Here is a 23,424-nt window from a genome sequence, read left to right as displayed (position 1 = left end):
GCTACTTCTCCTCAGCGTTGCGGGACTCGCCCGAGCGGATGACCTCGGTCCTGCGGTGCACGTCGTCCAGGAGGCTGAACAGTTCGTCGTCGCTGGCCTCTTCGACGCCCGTCGCCGAGCCGGTGCGTCTGGCCGTCCAGGCCGCGAGAAGTGCTTCGAGGCGGGCGGCGACGGTCTCGTGGTCGGCGTCGGCGGCCGCCGCGTCCAGAGTTGACCTGAGCCGGTCGAGTTCGGCGAGCACGGGGTCGGGTTCGGTGCCGCGCAACCTGGTGTGCACGAAGGCGGCCAGGCGGGCCGGTGTCGGATGGTCGAAGACGAGCGTGGCGGGCAGGCGCAGGCCGGTGTCGGCGTCGAGCTGGTTGCGCAGTTCCACGGCGGTGAGCGAGTCGAACCCGAGGTCGGTGAACGCCTGGTCGGGGTTGACCGCTTCCGGTGACGAGTGCCCCAGGACGAGGGCGGCCTGGCCCACGACGAGTCGCAGCACGTCGGCCTGCGTCCACACGCGGTCGGCGGCCTGGCTTCGCCGGGGCCGTACCAGCTCGCGCAGCAGGGCGGGCGGGTCGCCGGCGCGGCGCAGGGCCGGCAGGTCGAACCTGACGGGGGCGAGGGCGGGGACGCCCGCCGTCAACGCGGCGTCGAACAGGGCCAGCGCGTCCGTCGTCGGCAGCGGCCGGACGCCGGCCCTGGCCAGCCGGTGCCGGTCGGTGGCGGTCAGGCCTGCGGTCATGCCGCTGGCCTCCGCCCAGTAGCCCCAGGCGAGCGACACGGCCGGCTGTCCCTGGGCGTGCCGGTGTGCGGCGAGGCCGTCGAGGTACGCGTTCGCCGCCGCGTAGTTCGCCTGGCCCGCGCCGCCCAGCACCCCGGCCGCCGACGAGAACAGTACGAACGCCTCCAGGTCCGAGGTCAGTTCGTGGAGGTGCCGCGCCGCCAGGGCCTTCGGCTCCCACACGCGTGCGAACTGCCGCGGGGTGAGGGTTTCCACGACGGTGTCGGCCAGCGTGCCCGCGGCGTGGACCACCGAGGTGACCGGGTGTTCGGCGAGCAGCCGCGCCACCGCCTCGCGGTCGGACACGTCGCACGCCACGATGACGGCGGTCGCGCCCAGCGCGGCCAGGTCGGCGGTCAGCGCCGCCGCGCCGGGGGCGTCCGGGCCGCTCCGGCTGACCAGCAGCAGGTGCCGCACGCCGTGCCGTACGGCGAGGTGGCGGGCGATCGTGCCGCCCAGGGTGCCGGTGCCGCCGGTGACGAGCACGGTGCCCTCGGGGCCGAACGGCGAGGGCAGCGGTTCGGCCCGCACCCGTTCGAGGCGGGGGACGTGGACGGCGCCGGCGCGGATCGCCAGCTGGGGTTCGTCGCCGGCCAGCCGGACCCGGCCGCCGCCGTCGCCGTCGACCAGCACGAACCGGCCGGGGTGCTCGGTGGCGGCCGACCGGACCAGGCCCCAGACGGCGGCGGCCCGCGGATCGACGTCCTCGCCCGGCCGGACCGGCACGGCGTTGCGCGTGGCGACCACCAGGCGCGGGGTGTCCGTGGCCAGGAAGTCCTGGATCACCCGCAGGGTCTCGACGGGCGAGGTTGCGTGGTGGACCGGGACGTCGTCCGGTTCGGTGGTCGCCGCTTCCAGGACCGGCCACGCCACCTGGTACGGCACGTCCCGCGTGGCTGCCCCGGCCGGCCGGCGCAGCGTCAACGAGGCGATCTCGGCGACCGGCGCGCCCGACTGGTCGGCGAGGCCGATCGCGCAGGTGTCCGCGCCGGTCACGGTCAGCCGGACCCTGGCGTGCTCGGCGCCGCGCCACCCCGGCCGCCAGGAGATCCCGGCGAAGGAGTACGGCATCTTCGCCCGGTCGTCGGCGACGGTCACGACCTGGATCGCGGCGTCGAGCAGGGCGGGGTGCAGGGCGAACCGGGTGTCACCGGGGGGTGCGGCCACCTCCGCGTAGAGGGTGTCGCCGTCGCGCCAGGCCGCTCGCAGGCCCTGGAAGGCCGTGCCGTAGGCGAATCCGGCGTCGGCCAGGTCGTCGTAGAAGGCGTCGAGGTCGACGGCTTCGGCGGGCGGCGGCCACTGCCGTGCCCAGGGTTCGCGTGGTGCGACGGGTACGGCGCCCAGGGTCCCGGTGGCGTGCCGCACCCACTCGCCGTCCGTGCGCGAGTGGATCGAGACGCTGCGCCGGCCCGCCCGGTCGGGGCCGACGGTCACCGACACCTGCACGCCGTCCGCGACCACCAGCGGTGCCTCCAGCGTCAGGTCCTCGACCGCCGGGCAGTCGACGTGTTCTCCGGCTCGGAGCGCCAGGTCCACGAACGCCGCGCCGGGCAGCAGGGGCGAGCCCGAGACGACGTGTTCGGTGAGCCACGGCTGCGCGGCGGTGGCGAGTCGTCCCGTCAGCACCACGCCGTTGTCGTCGGGGAGTTCCATGGCGTCCCGCAGCAGCGGGTGGTCGATCCCGCCGTCACCGGTCGGTGCCGGGGTGGTGGGGTGGAGCCAGTAGTGCTGGTGCTGGAACGGGTACGAGGGCACGTGCGCCTCCGACGCCCCCGGCGGCGTGGTCACGGGCGGCGTCCAGCGCACGGCGCCGTCCGCCCACAACCGCCCCAGCCCGGCGAACAACCGCTCCGGGGAGTCACCGCCACGGCGCATCAAGCCGGTTGGCACCAGATGCGGATGCGGGCCCACCTCCACGAACCCCGTCACGCCCCGGTCCGTCAGCCATTCCATGGCGTCGGCGAACCGGACGGGCTCGCGCACCTGCCGCACCCAGTACCCGGCCTCCCCCAGGTCCACCGGACGCCCGGCCACCGTGGAGACCACCGGGATCACCGGCTCGCCGAACGACAGACCCGCCGCCACCTCACCGAGTTCCCCCAGCACCGGATCCATCCGCGCCGAATGGAACGCGTGACTCACCGCCAGCCGCCGCACCCGCCGCCCACGGCCCCGCCACACCTCCGCGACCGCCGCCACCGCGGCCTCGTCACCCGACACCACCACCGCGTCCACCGCGTTGACCGCCGCCACCTCGGCCCCCGGCACCAGAGAACCGACGACCTCCTCCAGTGACGCCTGGAGCGAGACCATCGCCCCACCCCCGGGCAGCCCCTGCATCAACCGGCCACGTACCCCCACCAGGACACACGCGTCCTCCAGGCCCAGCACCCCGGCCACATGCGCCGCCGCCACCTCACCGACGGAATGCCCGACCACGAAGTCCGGCCGCACCCCCAGCCACTCCACCAGCCGGAACAGCGCCACCTCCAACGCGAACACCGCGCCCTGGGTGAACCGGGTCTCACCGAGCACGCCCTCCGCGTCCGCGAACAACACCTCCACCGGCAACCCCAGCAGCCCGCACACCTCGTCCAACGCCCGCGCGAACACCGGGAACGCGCGGTACAAACCCCGTCCCATCCCCGCCCACTGACCCCCCTGACCGGAGAACACGAACGCCGACTTTCCCGGGAGGACGACGCCCGTGACGATTCCGGGTTTTCCGTCGATCAGCGCGTCCAGGCCGGCCGGGTCCGTCAGGACGGCACGGTGCGGGAACCGAGCCCGCGCGGCCAGGTCCGCGGCCACCTCGGCCAGGGTGACCTCGGGGTGCTCGGCGAGGAACCCGCGCAGCCTGCGGGCCTGTTCGCGCAGGGCCGCGTCCGACTTCGCCGACAGCAGCCACGGTACCGGCACGACGGGAGCGGGCGTGGAAGCGGGACCGTGGGCGGGGTCCGGGGCCGGTGCCTCCAAGATCACGTGCGCGTTGGTGCCGCTGATGCCGAACGCCGAGATGCCCGCGCGGCGCGGGTGGCCGCTGTCGGGCCAGGGCCGCGCCTCGGTGAGCAGCCGGATGTTTCCGGCATCCCAGTCGACGTGGGAGGTCGGCGCGTCCACGTGCAGCGTCGGCGGCAGTTGCCCGTGCCGCATCGCCATCACCATCTTGATCACCCCGGCCACACCGGCCGCCGCCTGGGTGTGCCCGATGTTCGACTTCACCGAGCCCAGCCACAACGGCGCGTCGCGCCCCTGGCCGTAAGTCGCCAGCAACGCCTGCGCCTCGATCGGATCGCCGAGGGTGGTGCCGGTGCCGTGCGCCTCCGCCGCGTCCACCTCGGACGCCGCCAACCCGGCATTCGCCAGCGCCTGACGGATCACCCGCTCCTGCGACGGACCGTTCGGCGCGGTCAGCCCGTTGGACGCCCCGTCCTGGTTCACCGCACTTCCCGCGACGACCGCCAGCACCCGGTGACCGTTGCGCCGCGCGTCCGACAACCGCTCCAGCAGCACCAATCCGGCGCCCTCACCCCACGCCGTGCCGTCGGCCGCCTCGGCGAACGCCTTCACCCGCCCGTCCGCCGCAAGCCCCCGCTGCCGCGAGAACTCGACGAACCCCGCCGGCGTCGCCATCACCGTCACCCCACCGGCCAACGCCAGTGAGCACTCCCCCGAGCGCAGCGCCTGCGCCGCCAGGTGGATCGCCACCAGCGATGACGAGCACGCCGTGTCCACCGACACCGCCGGACCCTCCAGCCCCAGCAGGTACGACACCCGCCCGGAGGTCACACTCGTCGCCGTGCCCGTCGAAAGGTATCCCTCCAGGTCGGGCGGCTGTGCCCCGGCGCCATAGCCCGAGGACCAGATGCCGGTGAAGACGCCCGTCCGGCTGCCCCGCAACGACGTCGGATCGATCCCCGCGTCCTCGAACGTCTCCCACGCCGTCTCCAACAGCACCCGCTGCTGCGGATCCATCGCCAACGCCTCACGCGGCGAGATCCCGAAGAACCCGGCGTCGAAGCCGCCCGCGTCCACGAGAAAACCACCCGACCGCGTGTACGACCTCCCCGGACCACCCGCCGGATCGTAGAGACGGCCCACCTCCCACCCACGATCCGACGGGAACTCACCCACCGCGTCGACCCCGCCCGCCACCAGATCCCACAACTCCCGGGCCGACCCCACCCCACCCGGATACCGCGCCCCCAGCCCCACCACGACCACCGGATCGCCCGACACCGGAACCCCGACCGCCACGGGCACGGCAGGGGCCTGGCGCCGGGCGCCGACCAGGAGGTTCCGCAGGTGGCCGGCCAGCGCGTCGGGGGTCGGGTGGTCGAAGACCATCGTCGCCGGCAGCCGTGCCCCGGTGACCGCGGACAGCCGGTTGCGCAGCTCCACCGCGGTGAGCGAGTCGAAGCCCAGCTCCTTGAAGGCCCGCTCGGCGCCGACGGCCGCGGTGTCGGTGTGGCCGAGGACGGCGGCCGTCTGGCCGGTGACCAGGTCCAGGACGCGACGGTACTGCTCGGTCTCGGGCAGGGCCGCCAGTTCACCGCCCAGGCCCGGCCGGTCCGTGCGCCGGGCGGGCCTGGTACGGGTGAGGCGGCTGAGCAGGGGGCGGGTGGAGGCCGCCGACAGGTCGAGGTGTGCGGGGACCAGCGCCGGATCGGCGGCGCCCAAGGCCAGGTCGAACAGTTCCAGCGCCTGGTTCGTGGGCATCGGCAGCACGCCGGCGCGGGCGAGGCGCTTGCGGTCGGTGTCGGTGAGGCGTTCGGTCAGCCCGCTGGCCTCGGCCCACTGTCCCCAGGCCAGCGACACCCCCGGCAGACCCAGGGCACGCCGGTGCACGGCGAGGGCGTCCAGGAAGGCGTTCGCGGCGGCGTAGTTCGCCTGGCCCGGGCCGCCCAGCACCCCGGCGGCGGAGGAGAAGAGCACGAACGCGCCCAGGCCGAGGTCCTTCGTCAGCTCGTGCAGGTGCCAGGCGGCGTCGGCCTTGGGCCGCAGCACCCGGTCGAGCCGGTCGGGCGTGAGGGCTTCGACGACGCCGTCGTCGAGCACGCCGGCCGCGTGCACGACCGCGGTCAGCGGACGCTCGGCCGGGATCGAGTCCAGTACGGCCGCCAGCGCCTCCCGGTCGGCCACGTCGCAGGCCACCACCTCGGCGTCGAAGTCCACCTCCGCCGCGGTCCTGCTGAGCAGGAGCAGGTGCCGGATGCCGTGCCGGTCGCGCAGGTGCCGGGCGACGAGGCGGCCCAGCGTTCCGGTGCCTCCGGTGATCAGCACGGTGCCGTCCGGGTCGAGCGGGCCGGGTGCCGGCGCCGCTTCGGCCCGTACCAGGCGGGCGGCGTGGGCGGCGCCGTCGCGGACGACGAGCTGCGGTTCGTCCCCCGCGACGAGGACGCGGTCGTCGGTGTCCACGAGCACGAACCGGCCGGGGTGTTCCGCCTGGGCCGCGCGGACCAGGCCCCAGACGACGCTGGACGGCAGGTCGGCGGCGTCCGGCCCGACCGCCCCGCGGGTCACGACGGCCAGCCGGCCGTCCCCGTCGCGCAGGAAGTCCTGGAGCACGCCCAGCGTCTCGGCGGCGACGGTGTGCGCGGCCGCCACCGGGTCTCCCGCCGGGGGCGTGACGTGGTGGACGGCCGGGGGTTCGCCGGTGCTCTCGACGGGCACCCAGTCGAGGCGGAAGAGCTGGTCGGTCCCGGCGCCGGGCGTGCCCGCCGGCCGGTGGCGCACGGTCAGCGCCTCGATCACCGCCAGCGGCCCGGACTCGTCGGCGAGCGCGACCCGGAAGGTGTCGGGACCGGTGGGTGTGAGGCGGACCCGGGCCGTGGAGCCGGCTTTCCGCATCGACACCCCGGAGAAGGAGAACGGCAGGCGGCCGGCCGCCAGCATGGTCAGCGGCTGGAGTGCGGCGTCGAGCAGCGCGGGGTGGAGACCGAAGCGGTCGCGGACGTCGGCGGGCAGCGCCACCTCGGCGTAGAGCTCGTCGCCCTGCCGCCGGATCTCGCGTACGCCCGCGAACACCGGCCCGTACTCGTAGCCCTGGGCGGCGAGGGTGTCGTAGAAGCCGGTCAGGTCGACGGGCTCACCGGCCGGCTGCCAGGGCTCGCCGGTGTCGTACGGGTGGGGGCGGCCACCGGTCGCGAGCATGCCGGTGGCGTGCCGCAACCAGCTGCCCGCCGTCCGGGAGTGCACGGTGACGGGACGCCGGCCCGTGCCGTCCGGTGCGCCGACGACGACCTGGACCGGCACGGAACCGTCGTCCGGCAGGATCATGGGGGCTTCCAGCACCAGTTCGTCCAGGACGTCGCAGCCGGCCTGCCGTCCGGCGTGCAGGGCGAGTTCGACGAACACGGTGCCGGGCAGCAGCACGGAGCCCAGGACGACGTGGTCGGCCAGCCAAGGCCGGGTGGCCGTCGAGAGCCGCCCCGTGAGCAGGACGCTCTGGTCCCCGGCCAGTTCGACGACGGCGCCGAGCAGCGGGTGCCCGGCCGGGTCCAGTCCCGCCGCCGACACGTCGCCCTTCGCGGCGGTGGGGGTCAACCAGTACGGCCGGTGCTGGAAGGCGTACGTCGGCAGCGGGACATGGCCGGCCTCGCCGGGGAAGACCGGCGTCCAGTCGACGGCCACGCCTCGCGTGTGCAGGCGCGCCAGGGCGAGGTGGAACTCCTGCCTGCCGCCGCCACGGCGCAGCGTGCCGGTCGCGACGCCGTCCATCACCGGTATCAGGACGGGGTGCGGGCTGACCTCCACGAACACGCCGTGCCGGTCCTGGGTGAGGGCCTCGACGGCGAGGTCGAAGCGTACGGGTTCGCGGAGGTTGCGGTACCAGTAGCCGGCGTCGAGGGCGGAGGTGTCGACGGGCTCGCCGGTGACCGTGGAGTAGAACGGGACCGCCGCCGGCTGCGGTGTGATGTCGGCCAGTTCGGTGAGCAGTTGGTCGCGGATCGCCTCGACCTGGGCGGAGTGGGCGGCGTAGTCCACCGGCAGGCGGCGGGCGCGGATGCCGTCGGCCTCGCAGGCCGCCAGCAGTTCGTCCAGCGCGCCCAGGTCGCCCGAAACCACCACGCCGTCCGCCGAGTTGACCACCGCCACGGTCAGCCGACCGTCCCAGCGGGCCACGAACTCGGCGGCCTGCTCGTGCCCGAGGCCTAGGGAAAGCATGCCGCCCTGACCCGCCAGAGCGACCAGGGCCCTGCTGCGCAGGGCGACCACCTTGGCGGCGTCGTCCAGGGACAGCGCTCCGGCCACGTAGGCGGCCGCGATCTCGCCCTGCGAGTGCCCGACGACGGCATCCGGCTCCACCCCGTGGGCACGCCACAGCTCCGCCAGCGCCACCATCACCGCGAACAGGGCAGGCTGCACGACGTCGACCCGCTCCAGCGAGCCGCCACCGGTCAAAACCTCCACCAACGACCAGTCCGTGTACGGCGCCAACGCGGCATCACACGCCTCGATCACCTCCCGGAACACCGGCTCCGAGCCGTACAACTCCCCACCCATGCCGACCCACTGCGCACCCTGGCCGGGGAACACGAACACCGACCGACCCGGCGAACCGGCCACGCCCGTGATGACGCGGGGGTCTCCGTCGGCGAGGGCGGCCAGCTCCGCCATCAGTTCGGTCCGGGTGCTGCCCACCAGGGCCGCCCGGTGGGCGAGCATGGTGCGGGTGGTGACGAGGGCCCGGCCGATCGCGGCCGGCCGGAGTCCGGGGTGGGCGGCGACGTGGTCCGCGAGCCGTCGGGCCTGGGCGCGGAGGGCGTCGTCCGTCCTGCCGGACAGCAGCCACACGGTGGGCTCCGGCTCCACGGCGTCGTCCGCGGCGGGTCGTTCGGGGGTCTCCGCCGGGAACTGTTCGATGACGACGTGGGCGTTGGTGCCGCTGGCCCCGAAGGCCGAGATGCCCGCGCGGCGGGGGCGCCCCGTCTCCGGCCACGGTCGGGCCTCGGTCAGCAGCCGGATGTCACCGGTGTCCCACTCGACGTGCGGTGTGGGCTCCTGGACGTGCAGCGTCGGCGGCAGTTCGCCGTGCCGCATGGCCATCACCATCTTGATCACCCCGGCCACACCGGCCGCCGCCTGGGTGTGGCCGATGTTCGACTTCACCGACCCCAGCCACAACGGCTCGTCCCGCCCCTGGCCGTACGTCGCCAACAGCGCCTGCGCCTCGATCGGATCGCCGAGCGTCGTCCCCGTGCCGTGCGCCTCCACGGCGTCCACCTCGGACGCCGCCAACCCGGCGCTGGCGAGCGCCTGGCGGATGACGCGTTCCTGGGAGAGGCCGTTGGGCGCGGTCAACCCGTTGGACGCCCCGTCCTGGTTGACCGCCGAGCCCCGCACCACCGCCAGCACCCGGTGGCCGTTGCGGCGGGCGTCCGACAACCGCTCCAGCAGCACCAGCCCCGCACCCTCGCCCCACGCCGTACCGTCGGCCGTCGACGAGAAGGGCTTGCACCGGCCGTCCGGGGCCAGGGCACGCTGGCGGGAGAACTCCGTGAACTGCAGGGGGGTCACGCTCACGGTCACCCCGCCGGCCAGGGCGAGGGTGCACTCCCCCGACCGCAGTGCCTGCGCGGCGAGGTGGATCGCCATCAGTGACGAGGAGCAGGCGGAGTCGACGGACACGGCCTGGCCCTGGAGGCCCAGCAGGTAGGAGACCCGGCCGGAGGTGATGCTCGGCGAGATGCCGGTGGCGAGGTAGCCCTCGGTGTCGGGCGGTGCCTGGTCGGGGCTGCCGACGTAGCCGGAGGACCAGACGCCGGTGAAGACACCCGTCCGGCTGCCCCGCAACGACGTCGGATCGATCCCCGCGTCCTCGAACGTCTCCCACGCGGTCTCCAGCAGCACCCGCTGCTGCGGATCCATCGCCAAGGCCTCACGCGGCGAGATCCCGAAGAAGTCGGCATCGAACCCCGCCGCGTCCGCGAGGAAGCCACCCGACCGCGTGTACGACGTCCCCGGATGATCCGCATCCGGATGGAACAACCCCTCCACGTCCCACCCCCGATCAGCCGGGAACGCGCCGATCGCATCCACCCCACCCGACACCAGGCCCCACAGCTCCTCCGGCGACCCCACCCCACCCGGCAACCGACACCCCATGCCCACGATCACCACCGGATCAGCCCCGTCACCCGCCCCGCCCACCGGCACCACCGGCGCCACGGCCCCACCCGCACCGGAGAGTTCGGCCCTGAGGTGGTCGGCGAGGTCGGCGGGGGTGGGGTGGTCGAAGACGAGCGTCGCGGGCAGCCGCAGGCCGGTGGCGCCGGCGAGGCGGTTGCGCAGTTCGACGGAGGTCAGGGAGTCGAAGCCGAGGTCGCGGAAGGCGAGTCCGGGGTGGATCGCGGCGGCGTCGGAGTGGCCGAGGACGGTGGCGGTGTGGGCGGCGACCAGGGACAGCAGGTCCGACGCGGGGGCCTTGGGCGTCGGCAGGGTCCGCGGCATCGCGAGGTCGGCCGTGGTCAGCGCGGGACGTCCGGCGGCCAGCGCGGTGTCGAACATGGCCAGGGCGCGTTCGCTGCTGAGGGGACGGATGCCCTTGCGGGCGAGGCGTCGGCGGTCGGCCGTGGTGAGGTGGGCGGTCATGCCGCTCTCCTGCTCCCAGTAACCCCAGGCCATCGACACGGCGGGCAGTCCGAGGGTCTGCCGGTGTGCGGCCAACGCGTCGAGGTAGGCGTTCGCCGCCGCGTAGCCGGCCTGGCCGGCGTTGCCGAGGACACCCGCGGCCGCGGAGAACAGCACGAAGGCGGCGAGGTGGTGTTCGCGGGTCAGCTCGTGCAGGTGCCAGGCGCCGTCGACCTTGGGGCGCAGCACCCGGTCGAGCCGCTCCGCGGTCAGCCGTTCCACCACGGTGTCGTCGAGCACGCCGGCCGCGTGGACGACGGCGGTGAGCGGGTGTTCGGCCGGGATCGAGTCCAGTACGGCCGCCAGGGCGTCCCGATCCGCGACGTCGCAGGCCACCACCCGCACGTCGACGTCCGCTCGCGCCTGCAGGTGCGGCACCGCGCCACCGCCGCGGCTGACGAGCAGCAGGTGCCGTACCCCGTAGCGGGACACCAGGTGCCGGGCGACGGCCTGGCCCAGGGTGCCGGTGCCGCCGGTGATCAGCACGGTGCCGTCGGGGTCGATCGGCTGGGGGACGGTGAGGACGATCTTGCCGGTGTGGCGGCCCTGGCTCATCAGCCGGAAGGAGCCGACGGCCTGGCGGAGGTCCGCGGCGGTGGCCGGCAGCGGCTCCAGCGTCCCGTCGGCGACCATCGCCACGACCTCGGCGAGGATGTCGCCCTGCCGCGCGGGGTCGACGTCGTTGAGGTCGAAGGCCCGGTAGAGCAGTCCCTCGGGTGAGCGGACGTCCGTCTTTCCCAGTTCGACGAACCGTCCGCCGTCGGCGAGCAGCCGCAGGGAGGCGTCGGTGAGTTCTCCCGCGAGCGAGTTGAGGACGACGTCCATGGCCGGGAACCGGTCGGCGAACCGGGTGTCGCGGGACGAACCGATGTGGTCGTCCGCCAGTCCGAGGCGCCGCAGCGTGTCCCACTTGGCGGGGCTCGCGGTGGCGAAGACCTCCGCGCCGCTGTTCAGGGCCAACCGGACGGCGGCCATGCCCACCCCGCCCGCGCCGGCGTGGACCAGGACCCGGTCGCCGGGGCGCAGTTCGCCGAGGTCGTACAGCGCGTACCAGGCGGTGGTGAACGCGATGGGCACCGACGCCGCCTCGGTGAAGCTCCAGCCGTCGGGGACCGCCGTCAGGAGCCGGTGGTCGGCGACGGCGCGCGGCCCGAAGGCGCCGGGCATCATGCCCATGACGCGGTCGCCGGGCCGCCAGGCCGTGACGCCGGGGCCGACCTCCAGGACGGTGCCGGCCCCTTCGCCGCCCAACGGGGGCCGGTCCGGGTACAGGCCGAGGGTGATGAGCACGTCGCGGAAGTTCAGGCCGGCCGCGCGTACGGCGACCCGGACCTGCCCGGGTTCCAGCGCGGTCTCCTGCCAGGGCAGCAGGGCCAGGTCGTCCAGTTGCCCGGTGCCGGACTCGCTCAGCCGGTACGCGCCGTCGGGGGCGGTCAGTTCCGGCGCGTACCCGGCCTGCCGCGGCACGAGGACGCGTTCCCCGCGCAGGGCCAGTTCGGGTTCGTCGCCGGCCGTCATGGCCGCCCGGACCGCGTCCTCCTCGGACGCGTCGCCCAGATCGACCAGGACGAACCGGCCGGGGTGCTCGGCGGCGGCGCTGCGGACCAGGCCGCGTACGGCCGCGCCGGCCACGCCGCGGGTCAGCACGGCCAGGCGTGCGGCCGCCCGCTCGGGCCGCTCGGCCAGGAAGTCCTGGACGAGCGCGCGGGCTCGCTGGACGAGAGCGTGCACGGAGTCCGCGTCGGCGTCCGCGGTGAGCACCGGGCTGGGTACCACCTCGGTCGGTGGGCTCGCGGTGAGGGGTGTCCACCGGGTGTGCAGCACGCCGGCCCGGGCCTCGGCGGCCGGACGGACGGTCAGCGCGGTGATGTCCGCGACCGGGTCGCCGGACAGGTCGGTCAGTGTCGCGCGGTAGGTGTCGGTGCCCGTGCGAACCAGGTGGACCCGGGCGGACGACACACCGGTGGTGTGCACGGCGACGCCGGAGAAGGAGAACGGCAGCCGGACCCGGGTGTCGGGGCTGAGCAGGATCAGCGGCTGGAGTGCGGCGTCCAGGAGCGCGGGGTGGATGCCGAAGGGGGCGCCGTCGGGGACGGACACCTCGGCGTACAGCTCGTCCTCGCCCTGCCACAGCTCCCGCACGCCCCGGAACGCGGGTCCGTACTGGTATCCGAGGCCGGCGAGGAAGGCGTAGAACCCTTCGGGGTCCACGGGTTCGGCGTTCCTCGGGGGCCAGTCGATTCGTCCGGCCGTCACCTGGCCGCCGAGGGTGCCGGACGCGTGGCGGACCCAGCCGTCGCCGCTCCGGGAGTGCACGGTGACCGCGCTGCGGCCCGCGTCGTCCGGGGCGCCGACCGAGACCTGGAGGTCCGTCGGTGTGTCCGGGAGCGCGAGGGGCAGGTGCAGGACGAGGTCGTCGACCGTCCCGCCGGCCAGGGTGGCGAGTTCGAGGAAGGCGGTGCCCGGCAGCAGGACCGTGCCGTCGACGGCGTGGTCGGCCAGCCAGGGGCGGGTCCGGGTGGAGACGCGGCCGCTGTGCACGGTGCTCCCGTCGGGCAGTTCGACCGTGGTGCCCGCCAGCGGGTGCCCGGTGCCGTGGCCGCCGGCCGCGGGGGTGAGCCAGTAGGTGCTGCGCTGGAAGGCGTAGCCCGGCAGCCGGACGCCGTGGGGGCGGTCGTGCGGCCAGGTCACGGCGACGCCCTGGACGTGGAGGCGGGCCAGGGCGGTGTGGAACTCCCCGGTGGCGCCGTGGTCGCGGCGCAGGGTGCCGGTCGCCACGCCGTCCAGGTCCTGCACCAGCACCGGGTGCGGGCTGACTTCCACGAACACCTCGTGGCCGTCGGCGGTGAGCCGGGCGGTGGCCAGGTCGAACCGTACGGGTTCGCGGAGGTTGCGGTACCAGTAGCCGGCGTCGAGGGCGGAGGTGTCGACCGGCTCGCCGGTCACCGTCGAGTAGAACGGAATCACCGCGGGCCGGGGCCGGACGTCCGCGAGGTCGGTCAGGAGCTGCTCGCGGACCGCCTCGACCTGCGCCGAGTGCGCCGCGTAGTCGACGGGGATGGCGCGGGCGCGGACGCCGTCCCTGGCGCAGGCCGCCAGCAGTTCGTCCAGGGCCACGGGTTCGCCGGAGACGACGACGGTGGCGGCGGAGTTGACCACCGCGACGGTGATCCGGTCGCCCCAGGGATCCAGGTAGCCGGCGGCGTCGTCCGCGGACAGCGCGACCGAGACCATGCCGCCGTGTCCGGCCAGGGCGACCAGGGCCCTGCTGCGCAGGGCGACCACCTTGGCGGCGTCCTCCAAGGACAGCGCTCCGGCCACGTAGGCGGCCGCGATCTCGCCCTGCGAATGCCCGACCACGGCATCCGGCTCCACACCGTGGGCACGCCACAGCTCCGCCAGCGCCACCATCACCGCGAACAACGCCGGCTGCACCACATCCACCCGCTCCAGCGAGCCGCCACCGGTCAGCACCTCCACCAACGACCAGTCCGTGAACGGCGCCAACGCGGCATCACACGCCTCGATCACCTCCCGGAACACCGGCTCCGAGCCGTACAACTCCCCACCCATGCCGACCCACTGCGCACCCTGCCCCGGGAACACGAACACCGACCGGCCCAGCGGACGGGCGGTGCCGGTGACCAGACCCGGCGCCGACCGGCCCTCCACCAGCGCGTCCAGGGCCGCGGCGGTGCCCACCACCACGGCGCGGTGCTCGAACACGGTGCGGGCGGCCAGAGCGCCCCCGACCGCCGCCGGGCTCACCTCGGGATGCACGGCGGCGAAGGCGCCCAGCCGACGCGCCTGCTCCCGCAACGCCGCCTCGGACCTGGCCGACAGCGGCCAGAGGACGTGTTCGTCCGCGCGGCCCCGGGGGGCGGGCGCGGCGGAGTCGGGCTCGGCGGGCTCTTCGAGGATGACGTGGGCGTTGGTGCCGCTGATGCCGAAGGCGGAGACGGCGGCCCGCCGTGGCCGCCCGGTCCCGGGCCAGGTGACCGGTTCGGTGAGCAGGCGGACCGCGCCGGAGGCCCAGTCGACGTGCGGCGTGGGCGCGTCCACGTGCAGGGTCCGCGGCAGTTCGCCGTGCCGCATCGCCATCACCATCTTGATCAGGCCCGCGACGCCGGCCGCCGCCTGGGCGTGCCCGATGTTCGACTTCACCGAGCCCAGCCACAACGGCGCGTCGCGCCCCTGGCCGTACGTCGCCAACAGCGCCTGCGCCTCGATCGGATCGCCGAGGGTGGTGCCGGTGCCGTGCGCCTCCACCGCGTCCACCTCGGACGCCTCCAGCCCGGCGTTGGCGAGGGCCTGACGGATCACCCGCTCCTGGGAGGGGCCGTTCGGCGCGGTCAGGCCGTTGGAGGCGCCGTCCTGGTTGGTGGCGGAGCCCCGGACGACCGCCAGCACCTCGTGGCCGTTGCGGCGGGCGTCGGACAGCCGCTCCAGCAGCAGCAGGCCGGCGCCCTCGGCCCAGCCCGCTCCGTCGGCCGCGGCGGCGAAGGACTTGCTGCGTCCGTCGGGCGCGCTCGCCCCCTGCCGGGACATCTCGGTGAACAGCGTGGGCGCCGCGTTGACGGTGACGCCGCCGGCCAGGGCGAAGGAGCACTCCCCCGAGCGCAGCGCCTGGGCGGCCAGGTGCACGGCCACCAGGGACGACGAGCAGCCGGTGTCCAGGGACAGCGCCGGGCCGAGCAGGCCCAGCTGGTACGCCAGCCGGCCGGACCCGACGCTCGACGCGGTGCCGGTGACCTGGTAGCCCTCCAGGTCGTCGGGGACCGGCCCGGCGGCGTAGCCGGTGGACCAGATGCCGGTGAACACGCCGGTGGAGCTGCCCTCCAGCGCGGTCGGGTCGATCCCGGCGTACTCGACGGCCTCCCACGCGGTCTCCAGCAGGATGCGTTGCTGCGGGTCCATGGCGAGCGCCTCGCGGGGCGATATCCCGAAGAACGCCGCGTCGAAGTCGCCGGCCGCGTCGAGGAAGCCGCCCCGGGACGTGCTCGACGTGCGGGGGCGGCTCCCCGTCGGGTCGTACAGGCGGTCCAGGTCCCACCCCCGGTCGGTCGGGAAGTCGCCGACCGCGTCCACGCCGTCCGCGACCAGCCGCCACAGGTCCTCGGGGCTGCCGACGCCTCCGGGGTAGCGGCAGCCCATGCCGATGACGGCGATCGGCTCGTCCGTCGCGGTCGTCGTGGCCGTCGCGGCCGGGGCGTGCGGCGCGTCCTGCTCGCCGGACGCGCCGCACAGGTGGGCGGCCAGCCGTGCCGGGGTGGGGTGGTCGAAGACGAGGGTGGCGGGAAGTTTCACGCCGAGCGCGGCGGTCAGGCGGTTGCGCAGTTCCACCGCGGTCAGCGAGTCGAATCCCAGGTCCTTGAACGTCTGCCGGGGGTCGAGCCGCTCGGGGGTGGCGTGGCCCAGCACCCCGGCGACGTGGGTGGTGACCAGCTCCAGCAGGCCGGTGCCGCCGGCGGCGGGCGCGGGCCGGGGGGCCTGCGGCCGGCTGTGGGTCTCGGGCAGGTCCCGCAGCAGCCGGCTCGGCCGCGCGTGGGTGTAGGCGCGGGCGAACTGCGCCCAGTCGGCCTCGGTGACGACCGCGAGGGCCTCGTCGTGGTCGAGGACGTCCTGCAGCGCGTCGAGAGCCCGGCCCGGCTCCAGTTCGCCGAGGCCGAGCAGGGTGCGCTGGCGCTGCACGGACTCCAGGGCCGCCATGCCGCCGTCGGCCCAGATGCCCCACGCGACGGAGGTCGTGGCGCGGCCCTGGGCGCGGTGCTGTGCGGCCAGGGCGTCCAGGAAGGCGTTGCCGGCGGCGTAGGCCGCGCCGTGGCCGTCGCCCCACACGCCCGCGGTGGAGGAGAACAGCACGAGGGCGTCGAGGTCCGGCAGGAGTTCCGCCAGGTTCGCCGCGCCGGCGACCTTGGCCCCGACGACCTCGGCGAACTCCGCCGGTGTCGTGTCGGCCAGCCTGGTCGCCCTGATCACGCCGGCGGTGTGGAAGACCGCGCGGATGTCGCCGACGCGCTCGACGAGGTCCCGCAGGGCGTCCCGGTCGGCCACGTCGCAGGCCGCCACGGTCACCCGCGCTCCGGCCGCCTCCAGTTCGTCGCGCAGGCCGGCCGCGCCGGGTGCGTCGGGGCCGCGGCGGGCGGCCAGCACGATGTGCTCCGCGCCCTGCCGCGCGAGGCGGCGCGCCAGGTGTCCGCCGAGCGCGCCGGTGCCGCCGGTGACCAGCACCGTGCCCCGCGGCCGCCAGGACCGCGCGGCCGGGCCCGACGGCGCCTTGCGGCGCAGCCGCCTGGCGTAGCGCCGGGCGCCGCGGACCGCCACCTGGTCCTCGCCGGTGCCGGCGAGCACGACGAGCAGCGCGTTCACGCTCTCCTCGTCGGGCACGGCGGGAAGGTCGACCAGGCCGCCCCAGCCGTGCGGGAACTCCAGCGCCGCGGAGGCGCCGGTGCCCCATGCCAGGGCCTGGGCCGGGCTGGTGACCGGGTCGGTGCCCGAGGTGCTCACGGCGCCGCTGGTCGCGCACCACAGCGGGACGGCGGCCGTTCTCACCGGGTCCAGGCTGCGCGCCGGGTCCAGGACGCGGACCAGGTCCAGGGTGCGGACCAGGCCCGCCGGGAGCACCGGGTGGTCGGGGTGCGGCTCCTCGTCCAGCGCCAGCAGCGACAGCACGCCGTCCGGCCCGGGCCGGGCGTCCCCGGTGCCGGCCGCCTGCCGGGGGTCGGCCGTGCCCCGGGTGTCGGCCACGTCCAGGGTGTCGGCCGTCAGGGTCTCGGCCACCGCGAAGCCCCGGGTGCGCAGGGCCTCGGCCCACGGGTGCCCGGTCGGGGCCAGGACGAGCCAGCGGGCCGGGTCCACCGGGGCGGTGGTACCGCTCACCGGGGCCCAGGCCACCTCGTACCGCCGGTCGTCGCGGGGCAGCGGCGGGGGCGCGGTCACCCAGTAGCGCTCGCGCTGGAAGGCGTACGTCGGCAGGTCCGCCCTGGGGGCGGTGCGGGGCAGGACCGGAGTCCAGTCGACGTCGGCTCCGGCGGCGTGGAGGCGCCCCGCCGCGGCGAGGAACTCGGTGAGGCCGCCGTGGTCGCGGCGCAGCGTTCCGGTGGCGGCGACCTCCAGCGCGGGCACCAGCACCGGGTGCGGGCTGACCTCCAGGAACAGCGCGTGGCCGTCGGCGGTGAGCCGGGCGGTGGCCAGGTCGAACCGTACGGGTTCGCGGAGGTTGCGGTACCAGTAGCCGGCGTCGAGGGCGGAGGTGTCGACCGGCTCGCCGGTGACCGTGGAGTAGAACGGGACGTCCGCGGTCCTCGGCTCGATCCCGGCCAGGTCGGTGAGCAGTCGCTCGCGGATCGCCTCGACCTGCGCGGAGTGGGCGGCGTAGTCCACCGGCAGGCGGCGGGCCCGGATGCCGTCGGCCTCACAGGCGGCCAGCAGTTCGTCCAGCGCGTCGAGGCCGCCGGACACCACGACCGCCGTGGGTCCGTTCACCACGGCGGGGGTCAGCCGCTCGCCCCAGCGGGCCAGGTAGCCGGCGGCCTGTTCGACGGACAGCGCGAGGGACACCATGCCGCCCTGGCCGGCGATGACGGCCAGTGCCCTGGACCGTAGCGCCACGATCTTGGCGGCGTCCCGCAGCGACAGCGCGCCGGCCACGTACGCGGCGGCGATCTCCGCCTGGGAGTGGCCGACCACGGCGTCCGGCCGCACGCCGTGGGACCGCCACAGGTCGGCCAGCGCCACCATGACGGCGAACAGGGCCGGCTGCACCACGTCGACGCGCTCCAGCGAGCCGTGGCGCAGTTCGTCGACCAGCGACCAGTCGGTGTACGGGGCCAGGGCGGCGGCGCAGGCGTCGATTCCGGCGCGGAAGACCTCGGACTGCTCGTACAGGTCACGGCCCATGCCCGCCCATTGCGCGCCCTGGCCGGGGAAGACGAACACGGTCCCGCCGGTACGGCCCGGCAGTCCCGGCAGTCCCGGCAGGCCCGGCAGGCCCGACGGGAGCGCGGCCAGGCCGGACAGCAGGTCCTCCCGGTCGGCGCCGACCACCGCGGCCCGGTGCCCGAACCGGGTGCGGGCGGCCAGTGCGCGGCTGATCGCGGCCACCGGGACGTCGGGGTGGGCGGTCGCGTACGCGTGCAGCCGCTCGGCCTGGGCGCGCAGCCCGGCGTCGGTCTTCGCGGACAGCAGCCAGGCGGTGGGGGCGGCCCGGTCGGCGGGTTCGGGAAGGGCGCCGGGGTCCGGGTCGGAGGACTGCTCGATGATCAGGTGGGCGTTGGTGCCGCTGATGCCGAAGGCGGAGATGCCGGCGCGGCGCGGGCGTTCACGCTCCGGCCACGGCCGGGCCTCGGTCAGCAGCCGGACGCCGCCGGAGGCCCAGTCGACGTGCGGGGAGGGGGCGTCCACGTGCAGGGTCCGCGGCAGTTCGCCGTGCCGCACCGCCATGACCATCTTGATCAGGCCCGCGACGCCGGCCGCCGCCTGGGTGTGCCCGATGTTCGACTTCACCGAGCCCAGCCACAACGGCGCGTCGCGCCCCTGGCCGTACGTCGCCAACAGCGCCTGCGCCTCGATGGGGTCACCGAGCGTGGTGCCGGTGCCGTGCGCCTCCACCGCGTCCACCTCGGACGCCGCCAACCCGGCACTGGCCAGGGCCTGACGGATCACCCGCTCCTGCGACGGGCCGTTCGGCGCGGTCAGGCCGTTGGACGCCCCGTCCTGGTTCACCGCACTTCCCGCGACGACCGCCAGCACCCGGTGACCGTTGCGCCGCGCGTCCGACAACCGCTCCAGCAGCACCAGGCCGGCCCCCTCGGCCCAGCTGGTGCCGTCGGCCGCGGCGGCGAAGGGCTTGCTGCGGCCGTCCGCCGCGAGGCCGTGCTGGCGGGAGAACTCGGTGAAGCCCAGCGGTGTCGCCATGACCGTGACCCCGCCGGCGAGTGCCAGCGAGCACTCGCCCGCGCGCAGGGCCTGGGCGGCCAGGTGGACTGCGACCAGGGACGACGAGCAGGCGGTGTCCACGGACAGCGCCGGACCGCGCAACCCGAGGTGGTAGGCGACCCGGCCGGACGTGACGCTGGTCGCGACGCCGGTGAACAGGTAGCCCTCCAGGTCCTCCGGCAGGCCCGGTCCGGTCGCGTAGCCGGACGACCAGACGCCGGTGAACACGCCGGTGTGGCTGCCGCGCAGCGAGGCCGGGTCGATCCCGGCGTGCTCGAAGGTCTCCCAGGCCGTCTCCAGCACGAGCCGCTGCTGCGGGTCCATGGCGAGCGCCTCGCGGGGCGAGATGCCGAAGAACTCCGCGTCGAAGCCGGCCACCCCCTCCAGGAACCCGCCCCGGGTGGTGTACGTGGTGCCCGCGCCGCGCAGTTCGGGGTCGTACAGGCCGCCGAGGTCCCAGCCGCGGTCGTCCGGGAAGTCGCCGATCGCGTCCACGCCCTGCGCGACGAGCCGCCACAGGTCGTCCGGCGAGGCCACCCCGCCGGGGAGGCGGCAGCCCATCCCCACGATGACGACCGGGTCGTCGTGGTCGGCCGGGGCGGCGGGGAGCGGCCGGTCGCCGGGGCCGGTGCGCAGCCAGTCGATCAGCTCCGCGGGTGTCGGGTGGTCGAAGACCAGCCCGGAGGGGAGCTGCCGGTCCAGGGCGCCGGCCAGGCGGTTGCGCAGTTCGAGCCCGGTGACCGAGTCGAAGCCGAGGTCCTTGAAGGTGAGCGCGGGATCGATGTCCGCCGGGTCCTCGTGGCCCAGCACGAGCGCGATCTGCGCGGTGACCACGGCGGCCGCGTCGATCGCGTCGCCCGCCTCGGGGTCGCCCGTGTCCGTGCCGCCCGCCCCGGTGTCCAGGGCCCGCGGGCCGCCGTCCGGCCGGCCGGGCGCGGCGCTCCCCGCCGGGTGCGTCCCCGGGCCGGCCGGGGTCAGTCCGCCCTGCCCGGCCGTCGCTCCGGACAGCCAGTACGAACGGCGTTGGAAAGCGTACGTGGGCAGGTCGGCCGGCGCGGCCCCGGCGACGGCCGGGGACCAGTCGACCGGCACGCCGGCCACGAACAGCCGGGACAGCGCGGTCAGGAACGCTTCCGGCCCGCCGCGGTCCCGGCCCAGCGTGCCGGTGGCGACGCCGGCCGCGCCGGTCCGCTCGCGGGCCTGTTCCAGGCCCTGTTCGAGGGCGGGCAGCAGCACCGGGTGCGGGCTGACCTCGACCACGACGTCGTGCCCGTCCGCCAGCAGTGCGGCGGTGGCCCGGTCGAAGCGGACCGGCTCGCGCAGGTTGCGGTACCAGTAGCCGGCGTCGAGCTCCGTGGTGTCGTCGACGAGGCCGCCGGTGACCGCGGAGTAGTACGGGACGGTGCCCCGCCGCGGCCGCACACCGCCAAGTTCGGTGTGCAGCCGCTCGCGGATCGCCTCGACGTGCGCGGAGTGGGAGGCGTAGTCCACCGGGACGACGCGTGCGCGGACACCGTCCGCCGTGCAGGACTCGACCAGTTCGGACAGCGCCCGCGCGTCGCCGGACACCACGACCGAGCCGGCGGCGTTGACCACGGCGACCGTCAGCGCGCCGCCCCAGCGCGACACGTACTCCTCGGCCCGCCCGGCGGACAGGGCGACGGACACCATGCCGCCCCGGCCGGTCAGCGCCACCAGCGCGCGGCTGCGCAGGGCCACGATCCGGGCCGCGTCGGACAGCGACAGCGCGCCCGCGACGCATGCCGCGGCGATCTCGCCCTGGGAGTGCCCGACCACCGCGTCGGGCTCGACGCCGAAGGAGCGCCACAGCTCCGCCAGGGACACCATCACCGCGAACAGGGCGGGCTGCACGACGTCCACGCGGTCGAGCGGGGCGCCGTCCAGGACATCGGTCAGGGACCAGTCGGTGTGCGGGGCCAGGGCCCGGGCGCACTCGTCCATGGCGGCCCGGAAGACGGGGTACGCGGCGTACAGCTCCCGGCCCATGCCGGCCCACTGCGCGCCCTGGCCCGGGAAGACGAAGACGGTACGGCCCGGGGTGCCGGCCCGGCCGACGGCCAGCTCGGCGGAGTCGAGCAGCACCGCGCGGTGCGCGAAGCGGGTTCTGGTGGTGGCCAGCGCGTGCGCGACCTCGGCGCCGGTCAGCTCCGGGTGGCTGCCCACGTGCGCGCGCAGGCGCTCGATCTGCGCCCGTAGCGCCTGCCTGGTGCGCGCGGTGACGATCCACGGCGCCGGCGGGGCCTCCGGTGCGGGCCGCGGGGCCCCGGTCGCGGGCCGCCGGGCCGGCGGGGCGGCCGCGTCGGGCGCCTGCTCGACGATCACGTGCGCGTTGGTGCCGCCCATGCCGAACGACGACACGCCGGCGAGCAGCGGCGCGTCCGGCCGCGGCCAGGGGGTCAGCGCGGTCTGGACCCGCAGCGCCAGGTCGTCGAGGGGGATGCGGGGGTGGGGGGTCTCGTGGTTCAGGCTCGGCGGCAGTGCGCGGTGGTACACGCTGAGGACGGCCTTGAGCAGACCGACGATGCCCGCGGCGCCTTCCAGGTGGCCGACGTTCGTCTTGGCGGATCCGACCCGCAGGGCGTTGTCGGCGTCGCGGGACCCGGCCGGGTCGCGGTAGGCCGCCGCGAGGGCGGCGGCCTCGACGGGGTCGCCGACGGCGGTGCCGGTGCCGTGCAGCTCCACGTACTGCACGTCCGCGGGCCGCACGCCGGCGCGGGCCAGTGCTTCGCGGATGACCTGTTCCTGCGCCTGCGCGCTGGGCACGGTCAGGCTCCGGGTGGCGCCGTCGTTGTTGACCGCGCTGCCCCGGACGACCCCGTAGACGCGGTCCCCGTCGGCCAGGGCCCGGTCCAGCGGCTTCAGGACGAGGAAGGCGCCGCCCTCGCCGCGGACGAAGCCGTTGGCCCGGGCGTCGAAGGTGAAGCAGCGGTCGTCCGGGGACAGGCCGCCGAACTCCGCCGCGCCCGCCTCGCGGGCGGCGGCCAGGTTGAGGTTCACCCCGCCGGCCAGGGCGATCGCCGACTCGCCGCGGCGCAGGCTCTCGACCGCCAGGTGCACCGCGACCAGCGCCGACGACTGGGCCGTGTCGACCGTCATGCTCGGTCCGCGCACACCGAGGAAGTGCGAGACCCGGTTGGCGATGACGCCCCGGTTGGTGCCGGTCAGGGTGTGCGGCGTGATGTGACCGGGGTAGGCCAGGGACGTGTAGTCCTCCCACATCGAGCCGACGAACACCCCCGTCGGACCGCCCGTCAGCGTGCTCGGCACGATCCGGGCGTCCTCCAGGGCCTCCCAGGCGAGTTCGAGCATGAGCCGCTGCTGCGGGTCCATGGCGGCGGCCTCCCGGGGGGACACACCGAAGAACGCCGCGTCGAAGCCGTCCACCCGGTCCAGGTAGCCGCCGTGCCGTACGCCCTGCCGGCCCACGGGCGGCGCGGTGATCGCGTCGGCCCCGTCGCACAGCAGTCGCCAGAACGCCTCCGGGTCCGGGGCTTTCGGCAACCGGCCCGCCATGCCGATGACGGCGACACGACCGGCGTCCGGATCCAGGGGAGAGCGCATCACATCGACACCTCGTGAGCCGGGGGGATGAAGGAAGGCGGGGTGTTTCCGTAGCAGTCCCGATGGTGCGGCTCCGGCCGCGCGAGCGGCCGGATCATCGAGGGCGTGGCAGCCCGGCGACCCGGTGGTGTCCGAACCCGGACTCGACCGTGCTTCGGGCGTCTGGACCCGTGGAGCGGTCCTCGGGAGCGGCAGCGTTGGCGACGCTCTCCGAGGAAGATGCGCTGGTGAGCTGAGCGTAGGGGCCGAGGCGATGATCGTTCCGCCGCGCAGACGAGCATGGCAGCAACATCACGCCGTCGCCATAGGCCGGGCGAAGGCTGTCTCAAACGGAGCACATCGCACCGTCATACGCCCTGCACGAAAGGGACACCGTGGCAAGATCCGTCCCGTCCCCCGCGGAAGTACGTCCACGCCCCGCACCGCCACGACGGGGCCGGCTCCACGGGCACCGTCGACGCCGCCGGTGACCACGCCCTAGACTCCCGTTCGCACTCGCGCGGAAG

1 protein-coding gene is annotated in these 23,424 nt (G+C 75.3%); it reads right to left on the bottom strand.

The window, feature by feature from the left end; all coding sequences use genetic code 11:
* Position 1: 1 nt before the first annotated feature.
* The gene (locus ACZ5GH_RS35300) at positions 2 to 22,918 is read right to left on the bottom strand and encodes an SDR family NAD(P)-dependent oxidoreductase (protein ID WP_464336371.1); all 22,917 of its coding nucleotides are present in this window, start codon (positions 22,916 to 22,918) and stop codon (positions 2 to 4) included.
* Between the last annotated feature and the right edge of the window lie 506 nt (positions 22,919 to 23,424).

The organism is Kitasatospora sp. Xyl93, from assembly GCF_055383135.1.
Note: the sequence above shows the minus strand (reverse complement) of the source record. Positions and strands in the feature narration are given on the sequence as shown.

Excerpts from the sequence above, each read along its gene's own strand:
- ACZ5GH_RS35300 (WP_464336371.1), bottom strand. The coding sequence starts at position 22,918 with ATGCGCTCTCCCCTGGATCCGGACGCCGGTCGTGTCGCCGTCATCGGC.